This is a genomic window from Geothrix oryzisoli (assembly GCF_022808865.1).
GTDB classification, from domain to species: domain Bacteria; phylum Acidobacteriota; class Holophagae; order Holophagales; family Holophagaceae; genus Geothrix; species Geothrix oryzisoli.
This window is the reverse complement of the sequence record NZ_JAKZLB010000001.1, coordinates 189,083-204,728: the sequence shown is the minus strand read 5'-3', so window position 1 is coordinate 204,728 and position 15,646 is coordinate 189,083. Positions and strand designations below refer to the sequence as shown.

The 15,646-nt window shown below is 66.7% G+C and carries 10 protein-coding genes; 5 read left to right on the top strand and 5 right to left on the bottom strand.

The genetic code is table 11. The features are described from left to right. The first annotated feature begins 1 nt into the window (after position 1). The 3 genes from MLE43_RS00900 to MLE43_RS00890 are packed head-to-tail and all read left to right on the top strand — an operon-like array spanning position 2 to position 3,579. Entirely contained in the window at positions 2-652 is a 651-nt protein-coding gene (locus MLE43_RS00900; RefSeq protein WP_243300804.1) for a hypothetical protein, read from the top strand. After that, on the top strand, positions 645-1,805 hold the full coding sequence (locus tag MLE43_RS00895) for a cytochrome c biogenesis ResB family protein (RefSeq protein ID WP_243300803.1): 1,161 nt from the start codon (positions 645-647) through the stop codon (positions 1,803-1,805). The genes MLE43_RS00900 and MLE43_RS00895 overlap by 8 nt, the downstream gene beginning before the upstream one ends. A gap of 1 nt (position 1,806) precedes the next feature. Then, on the top strand, positions 1,807-3,579 hold the full coding sequence (locus MLE43_RS00890) for a cytochrome c biogenesis protein (RefSeq protein WP_243300801.1): 1,773 nt from the start codon (positions 1,807-1,809) through the stop codon (positions 3,577-3,579). A 72-nt stretch (positions 3,580-3,651) separates the two neighbouring features. Here MLE43_RS00890 and MLE43_RS00885 read toward each other — a convergent pair whose 3' ends face one another. The 4 genes from MLE43_RS00885 to murD form a co-directional block, all read right to left on the bottom strand. Further along, positions 3,652-4,158: a lipocalin/fatty acid-binding family protein gene (locus tag MLE43_RS00885; RefSeq protein ID WP_243300799.1), complete on the bottom strand. Its 507-nt coding sequence runs from the start codon at positions 4,156-4,158 to the stop codon at positions 3,652-3,654. Positions 4,159-4,210: 52 nt separating this feature from the next. Then, a complete protein-coding gene (locus MLE43_RS00880; RefSeq protein ID WP_243300798.1) occupies positions 4,211-5,614 on the bottom strand; it encodes an SLC13 family permease in 1,404 nt (467 codons plus the stop codon). A 35-nt stretch (positions 5,615-5,649) separates the two neighbouring features. Next, the gene (locus MLE43_RS00875) at positions 5,650-7,068 is read right to left on the bottom strand and encodes an FAD-binding oxidoreductase (protein ID WP_243300797.1); all 1,419 of its coding nucleotides are present in this window, start codon (positions 7,066-7,068) and stop codon (positions 5,650-5,652) included. Positions 7,069-7,157: 89 nt separating this feature from the next. Beyond that, the gene (murD, locus tag MLE43_RS00870; protein ID WP_243300795.1) at positions 7,158-8,480 is read right to left on the bottom strand and encodes a UDP-N-acetylmuramoyl-L-alanine--D-glutamate ligase; all 1,323 of its coding nucleotides are present in this window, start codon (positions 8,478-8,480) and stop codon (positions 7,158-7,160) included. A gap of 102 nt (positions 8,481-8,582) precedes the next feature. Here murD and MLE43_RS00865 point away from each other — a divergent pair, with 102 nt between their 5' ends. After that, entirely contained in the window at positions 8,583-9,341 is a 759-nt protein-coding gene (locus tag MLE43_RS00865) for an EAL domain-containing protein (protein WP_243300794.1), read from the top strand. Positions 9,342-9,399: 58 nt separating this feature from the next. Here MLE43_RS00865 and MLE43_RS00860 read toward each other — a convergent pair whose 3' ends face one another. After that, the gene (locus tag MLE43_RS00860) at positions 9,400-12,183 is read right to left on the bottom strand and encodes an immunoglobulin domain-containing protein (protein ID WP_243300793.1); all 2,784 of its coding nucleotides are present in this window, start codon (positions 12,181-12,183) and stop codon (positions 9,400-9,402) included. 320 nt (positions 12,184-12,503) lie between these two features. On the opposite strand from MLE43_RS00860, the gene MLE43_RS00855 reads away from it, so the two are divergent. Next, positions 12,504-15,605 (top strand): TonB-dependent receptor, encoded by a 3,102-nt coding sequence (locus MLE43_RS00855; RefSeq protein WP_243300792.1) that lies wholly within the window; start codon positions 12,504-12,506, stop codon positions 15,603-15,605. The last annotated feature ends 41 nt before the right edge of the window (positions 15,606-15,646 follow it).

The window sequence follows — 15,646 nt, the reverse complement described above, 5'->3', positions numbered from 1 at the left end:
GTTGAAAACATCGACGCCTCCCCACCGCTCCCTGCCCTTCCTCCAGAAGGCCTCCCTGCTGGCCGGTGCCGGATTCCTGGCCCTGGCCGTCGGATGCAACCGAGACCAGGTGAGCCACTTCCGAGTGCCCAAGGAGGCGCCGACCGCCGGCTCCCCCATGGCCGCCATGGGCGAAGCCCCCGCTGGCATGCCCCTGGCCGAGGGCGACATGCCCGCCCCCCCCAGGCCCTCCGGCCAGGGCTCCCTGAAGTGGTCCCTCCCCAAGGGCTGGAGCGAGGCCACCGGCGAAGGGATGCGCTACGCCACCTTCAAGTCCCCGGTGGCCGGGCGCAACGAGGCCACCGTGGTGGTCCTGCCCGGACCCGCCGGCGGCGAGCTGGCCAACGTGAACCGCTGGCGCGGCCAGATCGGCCTGGGCCCCATCGACGAAGCGGCCCTGGCCGCCGCGCGGGTGGTGGTCAAGACCAAGGCCGGTGCCCTGAACGTCTACGACTTCACCAGCGAAGGCCAGACCAAGAGCCGCATGGTGGCCGGCCTGATCTCCACCCCCGACGGGAATACCTGGTTCCTCAAGCTCACGGGCGATGCCGGTCCGGTAGCCAAGGCCAAGCCTGATTTCATGCGCATCCTGGAGAGCCTCCGCCTTGATTAAGACACTCGCCTCCCGCATCTGGGCTTTCTTCAAGTCCTTCCAGCTCACCATCGTGCTGCTGGCCCTGCTCATGCTTCTCGTGGTGTTCTGCACCCTCGCCCAGGTGGAACTGGGCACGGCCGGTGCCGTGAACGCCTACATGCGCAGCTTCTTCGTCTGGCACCAGTTCAGCTTCCTGTCCTTCCCGGTTCCCACCTTCCCGGGCGGCGGCCTGGTGGGCCTCATGCTCACCCTGAACCTCATCGCCAAGACCCTCGACATCCAGCGCAGCTGGGCCAAGGCCGGCATGTGGCTGGTCCACGCGGGCCTGGTGATCCTGTTCGCCGGCGAGTTCGTGGCCGGCCTGATGCAGGTGGACACCAACATGTCCATCGAGGTGGGCCAGACCGTCAACTACGTCCAGAGCTACAAGAACATGGAACTGGCGGTCATCGACACCACGGATCCCACCTGGGACGAGGTCTACTCGGTGCCAGACACCCTGCTGTCCAAGGGCGGCACCATCGCCATCCCGGGCACGCCCATCACCCTGAATGTGAAGCGCTACTTCCCCAATGCCGAGCTCTCCAACCTGGGCGCCGGCGGGCAGCCTTCGGGCGCCACAGCCGGGATCGGCCCCAACGTCGCCATCGTCGAGCGGCCCACGGTCACCAACGACAACGAGATGAACATGGGGTCCGTCCTGGTGGAGCCCATCGCCGGAGGCCACAGCTACGGCATCTGGCTGGCCTCCATGGCCCTCGGCGCGCCCCAGTCCTTCACCCATGAGGGGCACACCTACTCACTCTCCATGCGCCTGCGCCGCCAGTACCTGCCCTACTCGTTCACGCTCAAGCAGTTCCGGCATGACGTCTACCCGGGCACCGACATCCCGAAGAACTTCTCGAGCCTGGTGCAGGTGGTGAACCCCTCCCAGAAGGAGTCCCGGGAAGTGCTCATCTACATGAACCAGCCGCTGCGGTACGAGGGCAAGACCTTCTACCAGGCGAGCTTTGGCAAGAACGACACGCTCTCTGTCCTTTCCGTGGTTGAAAATCCCGGCTGGCTTCTCCCCTATGTGTCGTGCGTGCTGGTCTCCCTGGGCCTGCTCGTGCACTTCGCCATCGTCCTGCGGCGCTCGCTGAAGCGGCGCCAGGACAAGAAGGAGGGCTGACATGACCTTCGTGCAGAAATACCTCGCCTGGGGCGCCGGCGTCCTCGCCCTGCTCATCGCGCTGATCTTCGCCCTGCCCGGCGGGAAGGTCCGCGGCTTCGACGCCGCCGGCTTCGGCAACATCCCCATCCTGGACGGTGGCCGCGTCAAGCCGCTGGATTCCCTGGCCCGCAATTCCCTGCTGGTCATCCACAGCCGCCAGGGCTTCCGCTACGAGGGCCGCACCATCGGGCCCGACGAGTGGCTCCTCGATGTGATGTTCCGGCCCCAGGTGGCCGACCAGCAGCCCATCTTCGTCATCGACGATCCGGATGTCATCGGCCTGATCGGCGCCAAGCAGACCAAGAACCGGAACTACTTCAGCTTCGCGGACCTGTCCTCCCACCTGGAGGAGATCCAGAAGCAGGCGCAGAACGCCCAGCCCATCGCGCCCCAGAAGCGGACCCGCTTCCAGAGCGCCATCGTGAACCTGTTCGACCGCGCCTACCTCTACTACAAGCTGCGGAACACCCTCCAGCTGGCGGGGTCGCCCGGCCTCGGCTGGGAGCTCCAGTCGATCAGCGATGCCGAGGCTTCCGCCCGCCACCAGGAACTGATGCAGTTCGCGGCCTTCCGCATTCTGCCCCCCCTGCCCGGCGGTAACCCCGACGCCTGGAAGAACGTGGGTGAGGGACTCCGCGCCATGGCTTCCGGCCAGGGCGTCCACCCGGCCCTGGTGCCGCTCGCCCGGCTCAACGCCGCCTATGCCGCCAACGATCCCGCCAGCTTCAACCAGGCCCTGGCCGACATGAATGGCGTGGTCTCCACCCTGAAGCCCGGCGCCCTGAGCCACGCGAACAATGAAGTCGTCTTCAACCGCGCCCAGCCCTTCTTCGTGGGCCTCTCCATCTACTTCGTGGCGTTCATGGTCCTGTGCATCTCCTGGATCTACAAGCCCGACCTGTTGCGCCCCACGGCCTACTCGCTGCTCTTCGCCGGCGCCATCGTCCACACCCTGGGCCTGGCGGCGCGCATCATCCTCCAGGGCCGCCCCCCGGTGACGAACCTCTATTCTTCGGCCGTGTTTGTGGGCTGGGGCGCCGTGATCCTCGGCCTCATCGTAGAGCGGATGTACCGCAAGGGCTTCGGCACCGCCGTGGCCGCCGCCGCGGGCTTCGCATCCCTCATCGTGGCCCAGAACCTCGGCACCGAGGGCGACACCATGGAAATGATGCGGGCCGTGCTGGACTCCAATTTCTGGCTGGCCACCCATGTCGTCACCATCACCATCGGCTACTCCGGCACCTTCCTCGCCGGTGCCATCGCCATCGGCTACGCCATCCGGAAGCACATCGTCACCAAGGTGGATCCGGAGACCGACAAGGCCCTGGTGGACATGGCCTACGGCATCATCTGCTTCGCCCTGTTCTTCAGCTTCGTGGGCACCGTGCTGGGCGGTATCTGGGCCGACCAGTCCTGGGGCCGCTTCTGGGGCTGGGATCCCAAGGAGAACGGCGCGCTGATGATCGTGCTGTGGAACGCCATCATCCTCCATGCCCGCTGGGCCGGCTACGTTCGCGAGCGGGGCACCATGGTGATGGCGATCTTCGGCAACGTCATCACCGCCTGCTCCTGGTTCGGCGTGAACATGCTCGGCGTGGGCCTGCACTCCTACGGCTTCATGGACCAGGCCTTCTACGCCCTGACCGGCTTCATCATCAGCCAGCTGGTCTTCATGGCCATCTGTTATGCGCCCGCCAGGTTCTGGGTGGAGAAACCACACGGGAAGGCCTGATCCTTCCCCTACATGCGAAACGGCCCCCGGAAACCGGGGGCCGTTTCGCATGTAGGGGAAGGCGCTTGAGGGTCACTTCACCCTGCGGGTGACACCTTCCAGGTAGGTCTTGAAGGCGTCGGGGGCGTTGGGCGGGGCGATCTCGAAGCGGACCGTGACGGTATCGGCGGCCCCGCGGAGGTAGGTCAGGCGGAACCGCGGACCGGGGGCCGCCTCGCTGGTGAAGGCCACCCCCTGGGGCACGGCGGCCGCCAGGTAGCGGATGACATGGCCCTCGTTGTCGACATAGAAGGCCTTGAGCTGGCCGCTTTCGGCGAAGACCGTCAGCAGGTCCTCGTGGTGGGCGGCGGGCCGGCCGTTGGCGGCGGGGTAGTCGGCGTGGCTGCGCCGCACCAGGACCTGCCCCTCCAGCTCGAAGCGGAAGGAGGCCGCGCCGCTGGCAGAGCCGGGCTTTCCATCCCCCTCGCCCACCCACTCCCCCGCCAGGAACCGGACCGGTGCCAAGGCATCGGCCTTGGACGGGGGGGCCTGCGCGAGAAGCGGGGCGGCGAGAAGGAGGGCGAGCAGGGAGGTGCGCATGGGATCTCCTGGGGGACTTTTCGAATCTACCGGGAGATCCCGCCGATGGCGATCACTGGACGAGGCCCAGCCACTTCCAGTAGGTGAAGACGACGCCGGTCATGAACACCGCGGCCAGGACGCTCATGACCGCCCCGGTCTTCATCAGCTCCTTGGTGGTGACGTGCCCGGTGCCCATGGCCACGGCATTGGGCATGTTGCTCACGGGGAGAAGATACTGGTGCTGCATGTTCATGCCGAGGATGAGCGCGAAGCCCAGGGGATTCGCGCCGATGGCCACGGCGTGGGCGATGATGATGGGCGTGAGGGCCGTGGTCTTGGGGCCGCCGCCGGTGAAGAAGATCTGGAGCAGGGTGATGAACCAGATGAGGATCACCATCTGGACGGCGTGGGGCATGGTGACGATGGGGGAGAGCATGGTTCCCGCCAGCCACTTGGCCGCGCCGGAACTGGCCAGGGCCGTGCCCATGGAGAGGCCCGCGCCGTACAGGACGAAGACGTTCCAGGGCACCTTCGCCTGGGCCTCCTTCCAGGTCATGACGCCCTTGCCGGGCCACAGCAGCAGGATCACGGACAGCATGCCGATGATCACCACGTTGATCTTGTGGAAGGAGTCCGTGGCCCAGAGCACCAGGGTGATGAGGAACACCACCAGGGTGTAGGCCTCCATGCCGCTGAACCTGCCGAGGGCGGCCAGTTCGCTGCGGACGAAATCCTGGCCCTTGCCCAGTTCCTTGAACTCGGGCGGCCACATCAGCTGGATCACGTAGACGGACACGAAGGCGAGGATGAAGGCCGGGGGCGCGCCCACCTTCAGCCACTGGGACCAGGAGATGGTGGTCTTGGTGGCGGTCTGGATGAGGCCCGCCGTGATGGGATTGCCGACGTGGGCCGTGAGGACGCCGATGCTCATCATGGTGCCGCTCATGGCCACGATGAAGAGCAGCGCCTTGACGATGTTGCTCTCGCCGGCCTTGGTGCCGAAGGCCTGCCCCACGCCCAGGATGATGGGGAGCATCAGCAGCGTACGGGCCGTGATGGAGGGCACCAGGAAGCTGAGGACCGCCATGACGACGGCCACGGCCCAATAGACCTTGATGGCCGAGCCGCCCGCCGCGTTCACGAGGAAGAGGGCAATGCGCTTGGACAACCCCGACTTCTCCATGCACGCCGCCATGATGAAGCCGATGACGATGAGCCACAGGGCCGTGTTGGAATAGCCCGCGAAGGAGCCTGTGAGGTCGGTGGCCTTCAGGGCCGCGAGCAGGAACACGATGACGAGGGCGCTCAGGGCATCGTCCATGGCCTGCGTGACCCAGACGATGATGGCGAAGACCGCGATGGCCAGCGAGGCCTTCGCGGCCGGCTTCAGGGCCGCCGAGGTCGGCATGAACCACAGGATCCCGGCCAGGCAGGCGAACGCCAGCACGAGATAGATCCACTTCTTTCCGCCCATGATTGGCTCCTTGAGAATCAGTCCGACATCCGGGTTCAGCCGAGCCGGGTGGTGCCCAGCAGGTCCTCGGGATCCAGCCGCTGCTTGAGCGCCTGGTTCACGGCCTTCACCGGCTCCGGGGTGTAGGCATCGTAGAACCGCTGGTTGTGGGGGCCGACGCCGTGCTCAGCGCTGTACGAACCGTCGAATCCGCGGACCGCCAGCTCGTAGATGCGCGACTGCAGCTCCTCGACGATCACCGCCGTCGGCCGGGGCGACTCCGCCTCGTTCCACACCAGGTTGAGGTGGGTCCCGCCATCGCCCCAGTGGCCGAAGTCGCAGCAGCGGACGAAGGGATAGTCCTGGGCCAGCAGGGCCACGGCGGCATCGGTGAAGGCGGCCATGCGGCTTCGCGGCACGCTGATGTCGAAGGCCAGCACCTTGCCCTCGTTCCGCAGGCTTTCGCTGATGTGGTGGCGGATGGCCCAGAAGTCCTCGGGCTTGCCCATGAAGACGTCCGTGATGCCCTCGCCGCCATCGGCTTCGAGGAAGGCCCCCAGGCGCTCCTCCAGGACTTCCGGCAGGTTCAGGGCCGTCTCAGGCAGGGTGGATGAGAGCTCCACCAGGGCGGTGTACGCCGGTGGCCTGGTGCTGCCGTAGGGATTCCGGATGGTGTCGTGGTGCTTGAACACGGGGTTCAGGGCGTTGGCGCTGATGACCTCGTAGGCCGTGAACACGTCCGCGAGTTCCCGCTCCAGGGCCTTCAGCAGGGCCAGCACCGCGTCCCCGGAGGCGCAGCCCACCAGGGCCGTCGCGTCCTGCCGGGGCACGGGCACCACCTGGAGCACCGCTCCGGTGATCACGCCGTAGACGCCGCTGGTGCCCACGAGGATCTGTTTGAGATCGAAGCCGGTGTTGTTCTTCCGGAGGTGGTTCATCACGTCCACCACCGTGCCGTCCGCCAGCACCGCCTCCGCACCCTGCAGGTTGTGGCGCACGTCGCCGTACTTCAGGAGCCGGGTGCCGCCCGTGTTGGTGGCGATCATGCCGCCGATGGTGGGATCCGCCCCGAGGTCGATGGGAAACATGAGGCCGTGCTCGGCGAGGGCCCCGTTCAGCGTGCTGAGCAGCACGCCGGCATCCACCACCGCCGTCCGGTTGACCGGATCGATCTCCAGCCGCTTGTTCAGCCGTTCCAGGCTGAGCACGAGCATCTCGCCGCTGGCGTCGGGGTTGGAGGCGCCGACCAGGCCGGTGTTGGCGCCCTGGGGCATCACGCGGACGCCCCGCTCGTGGCAGTAGGCCATGACCTCCGCAACCTGATCGGTGGTTCCCGGGCGGACCGCCAGCAGGGCCTTGCCCTTCCCGTACCGCCAGCCGGACTCGTACTTGGCGAGGTCCTCCACGTCGGTCAGGACGGCATCCTGTCCCAACATGATTCGCAGGTCAGCGGCGATTCGGGTGGCGTCATGCATCGGGGCCTCCAGCGGATCGGCATATCTGAACCTCGGGAGGCTCCAGGGGCCCAACCCAGCCAGATAAAGACGATCTATGGGTTATGTTATCAGAGCCAGGCCTGCACCAGCGCCTCGAACCGCTCGCCGCGCTGCTCGAAATTGTCGAACTGGTCGAAGCTGGCGCAGGCGGGACTGAGGAGCACCTGGTCGCCGGGGTGCGCAAGGGCAAGGGCCGCCCGGACGGCCTCGTCGAAGACCGGCACCACCTCGTGGGGCAGGTCGCCCAGGTCGCGGGTGAGCTGCGGAATCGCGTCACCCAGGAAGACCAGGCGGCGCAGCTTGCCATCCAGCGCCTGCCGCAGCGGCTCGTAGCTGGCGCCCTTGTCCGTGCCGCCCAGCAGCAGCACCAGCGGCCCCGGCAAAGCGCGGATGGCCGTCACCGTGGCGTCCACGTTGGTGCCCTTGGAATCGTTGTAGGCCTTCACACCGCTCTTCTCGCCACAGAAGGCGATGCGGTGGGCCAGGCCCGGATAGGTGCGCAATCCCGCGCGGATGGCCTCGAGCGTGGCGCCGCCGTGCCGTGCCAGAAGGGCCGCCGCCAGAGCGTTCTCCACGTTGTGGTCGCCGGGGATCCGCAGATCGTCGCGGTGGAGGAGCGCCTGGCCATGCAGGTGCAGGTGGCCCGCGGCATCGCACCAGGCCTCGCACCCGGTCCAGCCGAAGCGTTCGGTCCGCCCGTCGCCCGGCGCGTCCTGCCACCACTCGGGATGGGCCGCAGGCACCACCCGGAGATCCCCGGAGCCCTGCCGTTCGAAGATCCGCAGCTTGGCCCGGCGGTAGGCCTCGAGGGTGCCGTGCCGGGCCAGGTGGTCCGGCGTGAGGTTCAGGAAGGCCGCTGCCTCCGCATGGAATCCAGCCACGGTCTCGAGCTGGTAGCTGCTCAGCTCCACCGCGTAGAGCGAGCCGGGCGTGCCGGCGGCCACGGCCTCGATGACCGGGGTGCCCAGGTTGCCGCAGGCCACGGCAGGCCGGCCCGAGGTCCGCAGCAGGTGCGCCACCAGATCGGTGGTGGTGCTCTTGCCATTGGTGCCGGTCACGGCCAGCACCCGGCTGCCATCGTGACGGGCCCGCAGGGTGCGGTGGGCGAGTTCCACTTCCCCGATCACAGGAATTCCGCGAGAAAGAGCCTCAGCGACAAAGGGCGCGGTAAGAGGAATTCCAGGGCTGATGATGAGTTCGCGGCATTGTTCCAGGAGGGACGCAGGATGGCTGCCCCAGACACCGGGGATGCCCGCCTTCGCCAGCTCGAGTTCCAGCTCTGGTTCCGGGCTGGGCTGGGTATCGGTCAGCACCACCGACTGCCCCTGCGACACCAGGAATCGGGCTGCCGCCAGGCCCGAACGTCCAGCCCCCATGACCACGGTGCGCATGTCGCCCCCCATGTCCAGCGTAACCCGGGTTGAAGCTTCCTGCATGCGGACCGCCGGCACGCTACACTGGCTGCGGGACCCTTGAACGAGTGCGGAGCGGCCATGCCCAAGGGCATCCTGGAAAGTCTACTGAGCGGAGAAGGCGCGATCGTGCCTCACGTCCAACCCATGTACCGGCTCAGCGACAACCGGATGATGGCCCAGGAGTACCTGGCGCGCCTCCAGAGCCCGGACGGCGCGACTCATCCCGTGGGGCCGATCCTCCAGGACCCGACCCTGGCACCCAAGGACCGGCTGGCTCTGGATCTCCGCTTCCTCGAGGCCACCTTCACGGCCTTGAGCCAGGGCGGGAACGGGAGCCATCTGCACTTCGTGAACCTGGAGCCCGTGAGCCTGGAAGCTCCCGGATTCTGGCGCTGCCTTCCCCGCTGGCTGGAAGCCCTGCCCTTCCCGGTGGAATTCGTGGTGATGGAGTTCACCGAATCCCAGGGCGTGCATGACCTCGAGGCACTCCAGTCCTACGCCAAGCGGTTGCGCGACCTGGGCCTGCGCGTGGCCGTGGACGACCTGGGCGCCGGCGTGGCCAGCCTCACGCAGATGGCACGGCTGGCACCGGACTTCATCAAGGCCGACCGGAGCCTCGTGGAGCAGGTCCATCGTCGGCCCTACCAGGCCGCACTCCTCAACGCGCTCTCCCATTTCGCCAGGCACATGTGCATCGGCTTCATCGCCGAGGGCATCGAGACCCTGGAGGAGCTGGAGGCCGTCATGGACGCCGATGTGCCCTGGGGCCAGGGCTACATCCTGGGCCGCCCATGGCCCACCCAGCCGAAGCCGCTGGCCCTCGAGCCCCTGCCCTAGGACACCCACCCGGCCGGCCACGGAATCCGTGGACCGGCCGGCGGCTGTCTGGTGGGGGCTACTGGACGACGAAGTCGTCCAGGTTCAGCCGGGCAGTTGGTGTGCCGTCCACCGCCATCTTGAAGCGGATCGGGCCGGTGAGGCTGAGCCCACCGAAGGTGGCGGTGCTGAGGGTGTTGGAGGTGGCCGTCACCGAGTTGCCGATCTTGGTCCAGGTCACGCCTTGATCGTTCGAGTAGTAGAGGGAGAAAGCAGCGGACCTGGCATTCGTTTCGTCCGACTTGTAGACACCGTACGCCACGCTGACCGAGGAGACGGGCGTGGCGGCATCGCCGTAGTCGAAGTTCATCCAGACCGCACTGCCGGCCACGGCCTTCATGCGCAGGCTCTGACCGTCATTCTTGGCGTCGTTGGAGTCGCTGGTCGTACTCAGGGTCGTGACGAAGTGCCAGGAGCCGGTCGCCAGGGTGTAGTCTCCGGTTGAATAGCTGCCGATGCCTGCCCAGGTGAAGTGCTCCGCGAGCCCGGCCGGCGGCGGGGGCGTCCCCACGGAGAGGGTCAGGGTCTTCGTGGTGCTGGCCAGGTCCCCGTCCGTCACCTTGAGGGCGAGGGTGACCGTACCCGTGGCCCCGGCGGCGGGCACGATGTGGAGGATCGGGCTGGCCATCGTCCCCGCGACGGTGAGGCCGCCGTCTGGCACGATGGCCTGGTTGCTGGAGGTGGCTGAGAAGGTGACGCTGAGGGGGGCGACGTCATCAGTCACGGTGAACGGGATGTCCAGGGGCGTATCCACAGGCGTGGAGGCTGAGGCCGGGAGCCCCGCCACGGCCGGGGCCTGGTTTCCGCCGGTCAAGGTGAGCACCCGGGTGACGGAACGGCTGACCCCCAGGGCGTCCGTGGCCGTGAAGACCACGCTGTAGGTGCCATTCGCAGAGTAGGTGTGGGTGGCATTCGGAGTGGTGGCGGTGGTGCTGTCGCCGAAATCCCAACGCACCGAGGCCACGGAGCTGTTGGAGCTGGTGGCCTGGCCCTGGAAGGTGTAGTTCACGCCGATGGAAGCCGTGCCGTCCCAGCTGGGTTCGACCATGTGCACGTTGGGCGCGCCCGTCACCTCGAAGTGGCTGCCCCAGCCACGCACGTCCACTCCGGTCTTGAAGCCCGCCGGCAGGGGGACAGCCGCATTCGGGAAGAGGTCCAGGCCGGTGAGGGCCTCGATGCGCGCGACCGAAGTCGTGTACTGCTGGATCCCCGCGTCTGTGGCCGGCAGTCCCGATCGATTGGGAGTGAGGATGGCCAGGACCTTGGGCTGCCCCGGCGCCACTTCCCGGACGACGACTTTCCAGAAGCCGCTGGGAATGCGGACGGGGGCCACCGCCCCCGGAAGCAGGGCCGCATTCGCCTCGAAGGTCGGTCCGGTGTAGATCCAGATCCGGCCGCTGGCATCCGCCACGCCCGGGACCCAGGCCCCACCGCTCCCGGTGAAGCTCCCGCCGATCATCTGTTCCAGGTTGTTCCAGAAGTTGTTGTTGTGGTCCGTATCCTGCGGCGCGACATTCGACAGGCGGCACGAGTCCGTACCCGCCTGGGAACCGTAGCGGTAGGCCAGATCGGACATCATCACCTGATGGCCCCGGGTCCAGCCGCTTCCGGAGTAGTCGGCATCGGTCACCTGGGGGGCCACCAGCCGGTCATCCGCGAGGAAGGTCCGAGTGCCGTTGGCGTAGGCCGCGATGAACTTGAAGTTGGCGTAGGCCGTCCAGGCAGGGTTCTTCAACGACTCGTCGTAGCCCAGCCGGAAGGCCCCGTGGGGGAAGGCGGTTCCCACGTTGTACGAAGGCAGGACCGTGAGCGCCCGGGCGGGAACAGCGATGGGATCGCCCGCATAGGTGGGCTCTGGTGCCATGACCGTGAGGGTGGCGTTCTGACTGGTCGTGCCGCCGGCATCGTCCGTGACCACCACACTGAACTGGGCGCTGGTCTCCTGCAGATCCGTGGCGCTGACGGCATAGCTCGGCTGAGTGGCCCCGACGAGGTTGCTCCCGTTCTTCCGCCACTGATAGCGGAGGGTTCCCGTTCCGGTGGCGGACACGGAGAACGTCGCCCCGTCAGGCGCGACGGTGGTGAGGCTGAGCGGCTGGGCCGTGATGACGGGGGCGGTGCTGTTGGCCGGGTTCACCGTGAGCGTCGCCGCCGCGCTGGTCGTGCTGGCGCTGGTGCCATTCAGCGCATTGGTCACCACCACCGCATAGCTGCCGCCGTCGGCCAGGGCCACGGGATCGAAGGTCAGCGTACTCCCGGTCTGCCCCGCGAGGTCCGCTCCGTTCTTCCGCCACTGGTAGCTGAGGGTGCCGTTTCCGGTGGCCGTGACGCTGAAGGTGGCTTTCGCGCCTTCCAGCACCGTCTGGGACGCCGGCTGGGCGGCGATGATCGGCGAGGTCGCCTTCGGGCTCACCGTGAGCGTCGCCGCCGCGCTGGTCGTGCTGGCGCTGGCGCCATTCAGCGCGTTGGTCACCACCACCGCGTAGCTGCCCCCATCGGCCAGGGTCACGGGATCGAAGGTCAGCGTGCTCCCGGTCTGCCCCGCAAGGTCCGTTCCGTTCTTCCGCCACTGGTAGCTGAGGGTGCCATTTCCGGTGGCCGTGACGCTGAAGGTGGCCTTCGCGCCCTCCAGCACCACCTGGGACGCCGGCTGGGTGGTGATCGCCGGGCTGGAGGCCTGGGCAGAGGTGGTCCCGGTGCTGGCGCCGCCCCCGCCTCCGCCACAGGCAGGCATCAGGGCCAGGGCCCCCACCAGGAAGGCCGGGAGCACTCGGCGGAAGAATGGTTTCTGAGGGTTCGTCATGATGTCTCTCTGCTTCAGACCAGGGGAGAAAGGCGGATCGATTCCAGACCCTTCGGCCCACAAAGACCATGAGGCGACGGTCAAGCCGGCCAGGCGCCCCGGTTGGATACCCACAAGACTCAGGTGTTGGGATCACCCAGCGTAGCTCTGAACAGGCCAGGCCCCAATGGGAAAGCAGGGATATTACGCGCTTTTTACCCGGGACTCACGAAAATTGAAGCATAAAGTAGCGATGCCTCGTCTATGATGGACCGTTCCCCTTCAACCGGTGTCCCCGGATTTCCACGAGTACTGACGCCCTTCGGGCGAGGAGCCTTTTGATGCGACTGCGCGCAACCTCGACTCTTCTCACGGCTCTGGCCTGTGCCGTCATCGGGCATGCCCAGACAAGCACGACCTCCGGAGCCATCCGGGGCATCGTGAAATCGAGGCAGGGCGCGCCTGTGAAGGGCGCCAGCCTGGTCGCACGGAACCTGGAAACCGGCTTCTCCCAGACGCTCACCACCAATGAGCGGGGGGAGTACCACTTCGTCTTCCTCCCCATCGGGACCTATGATCTGGCGGTCACGGCCAAGGGACTCCGGGCCGGCAAATCCGCGAACATCCGGGTGAGTCTCGGGCAGACGGCAGACCTGAACTTCACCCTGGATTCGGCCGAAGCCGCGGCGGTGGTGGAAGTCGTCGCCCAGGCCGAGGGGCTCGACCTGACCCAGATCAATACCCAGACCTCCATCACGCAAGACCTGGTCGAGGCCGTTCCCATCAATGGCCGGAACTTCACCGACCTCGTCCAGCTGACGCCCGGCGCCGCCACCGGCGCGACCAGCTACTACACCTCCGTGGAAGGCGCCCGCGGCGTCCAGAACAACCTCCAGATCGATGGCATGAGCTTCAACTCGAGGTTCAACACGGAGCAGCGCGGCGGAACGCGGATCCCCTTCACCTTCGGGCAGGATTCCATCAAGGAGCTCCAGGTCATCACCAATTCCTTCGACGCCCAGTACGGCGACGCCGTGGGCGCGATCATCAACGCGGTGAGCAAGACGGGGACGAACGAACCGGGCGGCATGGCCTTCATCCTGTTCCGGCCCAGCAGCCTGGTGGCCAAGGTCAAGCCCGTGTCCTACGACCCGAAGGGCAGTGTGAACGACCCGGCCGTCCGCACCCGGAATTTCCACTCCACCCAGGCAGGCTTCAACTTCGGCGGCCCCATCATCAAGGACAAGCTCCACTACTTCATCAATGTGGAAGCGGCCCGGACCAGCGAGGACAGCGTTCCCGCCTTCGGCTTCAACGATGCGTATTCCGGCAACACGACGGCGGATTTCAACACCTTCTTCGGCCCTGGCGGCATGGGCTCCCTCATGACCACGATGCCGGGCCGGACTCTGGCCCAGGAGAACAAGGCCTCGTGGGCCGATCGCCAGACCAACCTGGCCGTCATGGGGCGGCTGGACTGGACCATCAACACCGACCACCGCATGTCCGTCCGCCTGAACTCCCAGTCGTACGAGGGACTCAACGACATCTACCCCGGGACCCGCAGGAGCGACACGGCGGAATCGGGCAACTCGACCATGAAGTTCTCCAGCCTCTCCACGGTGCTGGAGCTCAATTCGACCCTCAGTGCGAACCTGGTCAACGAGGCCCGGCTCCAGTTCGCCAACGAGAAGCGCCCCACCACCCCGAACACCACGCTTTCGGCGCCGGTGCGCATCGCCCGCATCGACACCAGCTACGCCATCAATGCGGGCCAGTACTACATCGATCCCCGGAACACCGAGGAGCGGACCACCCAGTTCCAGGACAACCTCACCTTCTTCACCGGCGACTGGACTCTGAAGGGAGGCGTCGATCTCCAGAGGGTCCACATGAACAACCGCTACCTGCCCAGTGGCCGCGGGAACTGGACCTTCAACACCTACGATGCGGCCAACCAGTGGTTCGCCGGAACCCTCAGCGGCACTGGCGTGACCTATTCGCAGGGCTACTCGCCTCTGGATGGCGTGAGTGCCTTCGACCTGGACTACCTGGCCGGCTACGCCCAGGTCCAGTACGGCGGCCTCTTCAACCAGCGCCTCCAGCTCAGCCTGGGTGCGCGGTATACCGTCGAGCGGTGGAGCGGCAACCCGAATCCCAATCCCCGCCTCCAGGGCCTGGACCGGGCCCCCAACGACAGTGCGCTGGACCCCCGGTTCGGCTTCACCTTCGACCTCTTTGGCGACCACCGCACCCTCGTGCGCGGAGGCTACGGCTGGTCCAGCGTGGGCAACCCCGGGCAGACCACCTCGGGCGCCATGATGAACAACGGCATCAACCTGATGTCCTACTACGTGTCCTCCGCTTCCGCCTCGAGCCTAGCCAACTTCCAGCCGGGCGGCGTGCTCTCCGCCGGTTCCCGCTGGTCCGGTCCTCTCACGGGCCCCGGCGCCCTGACGGCGGTCCCCATGAGCCAGCTGGCCTTGCTGCCCAAGGACTCCATCACCGTCACGCTGATCGACCCGGAGGCCAAGATGGCCCAGGCGCGCACCGCGTCCCTGGGCATCGAGCATGACTTCGGCAATGGCTATACCGGGGCGATCCGCGGGACCTACAAGCAGTTCAGGAACCTGCAGTACGCCGTGAACATCAACCTGGCCCAGTACGCCGATGGGAGCACCACCACCCTGAGCAATGCCATCTACAACGATGGCTACGCCAGTCCCTGGAACCACTTTTCCAACGCCGTCACCGCCCGGCCCTACAGCGCGATCGTGCGGGGCCATCAGCTGGACCTCCTCGGCTACGGCGACGTCATCCTCTCGAAATACGACGGGGAGGGCCGCTACAAGAACCTGGTGATCGAAGGCTCCAAGCGCACGACCAATGGCTGGGGCTTCCGGGGGAACCTCACCTTCTCCAAGGCCGAGGACAACAATTCCAACGACCGGGCCACCCTGACCTCCACCAATGCGCTGACCGAAAATCCGGCTGATCCCCTGGGGTCCTACGCCCTCAGCGACAACGACCACAAGTTCCGGGCCGTGCTCGCCTGGTACGCCCCTCCGGTCTACGGGATCCAGATTTCGGGAGTCACCACCTATACGACAGGACGCCCCTTCACGGCCGTCTACTACGACGATCTCAACGGGGACGGCAAGTACCTCGATACCGCCAACGGGCGCAACACCTACCGGCAGCCGAACGCGAAGACCTTCGATCTGCGGCTGACCCGGACCTTCCGCCTCACCCGGAAGGTCAGCCTCCAGGGCATCGTCGATGTCTTCAACGTCTTCAACTGGGCCAACCACTACACCTCCCAGACGACCTTCGCCAAGAACGCCTCGACCTATCCGGACAACTACTCGGCGATCTTCGGCGCCATCGACCGCCCCGACAACCGCACCCGGGAAGCCCAGTTCACGCTCAAGCTGCGCTTCTAGGCTGAATCCCTCCATCTGTCCCCATCGCACGAGATCCTTCA

Excerpts from the sequence above, each read along its gene's own strand:
- MLE43_RS00890 (WP_243300801.1), top strand. The coding sequence starts at position 1,807 with ATGACCTTCGTGCAGAAATACCTCGCCTGGGGCGCCGGCGTCCTCGCC.
- MLE43_RS00885 (WP_243300799.1), bottom strand. The coding sequence starts at position 4,158 with ATGCGCACCTCCCTGCTCGCCCTCCTTCTCGCCGCCCCGCTTCTCGCG.
- MLE43_RS00880 (WP_243300798.1), bottom strand. The coding sequence starts at position 5,614 with ATGGGCGGAAAGAAGTGGATCTATCTCGTGCTGGCGTTCGCCTGCCTG.
- MLE43_RS00875 (WP_243300797.1), bottom strand. The coding sequence starts at position 7,068 with ATGCATGACGCCACCCGAATCGCCGCTGACCTGCGAATCATGTTGGGA.
- murD (WP_243300795.1), bottom strand. The coding sequence starts at position 8,480 with ATGCGCACCGTGGTCATGGGGGCTGGACGTTCGGGCCTGGCGGCAGCC.
- MLE43_RS00865 (WP_243300794.1), top strand. The coding sequence starts at position 8,583 with ATGCCCAAGGGCATCCTGGAAAGTCTACTGAGCGGAGAAGGCGCGATC.
- MLE43_RS00860 (WP_243300793.1), bottom strand. The coding sequence starts at position 12,183 with ATGACGAACCCTCAGAAACCATTCTTCCGCCGAGTGCTCCCGGCCTTC.
- MLE43_RS00855 (WP_243300792.1), top strand. The coding sequence starts at position 12,504 with ATGCGACTGCGCGCAACCTCGACTCTTCTCACGGCTCTGGCCTGTGCC.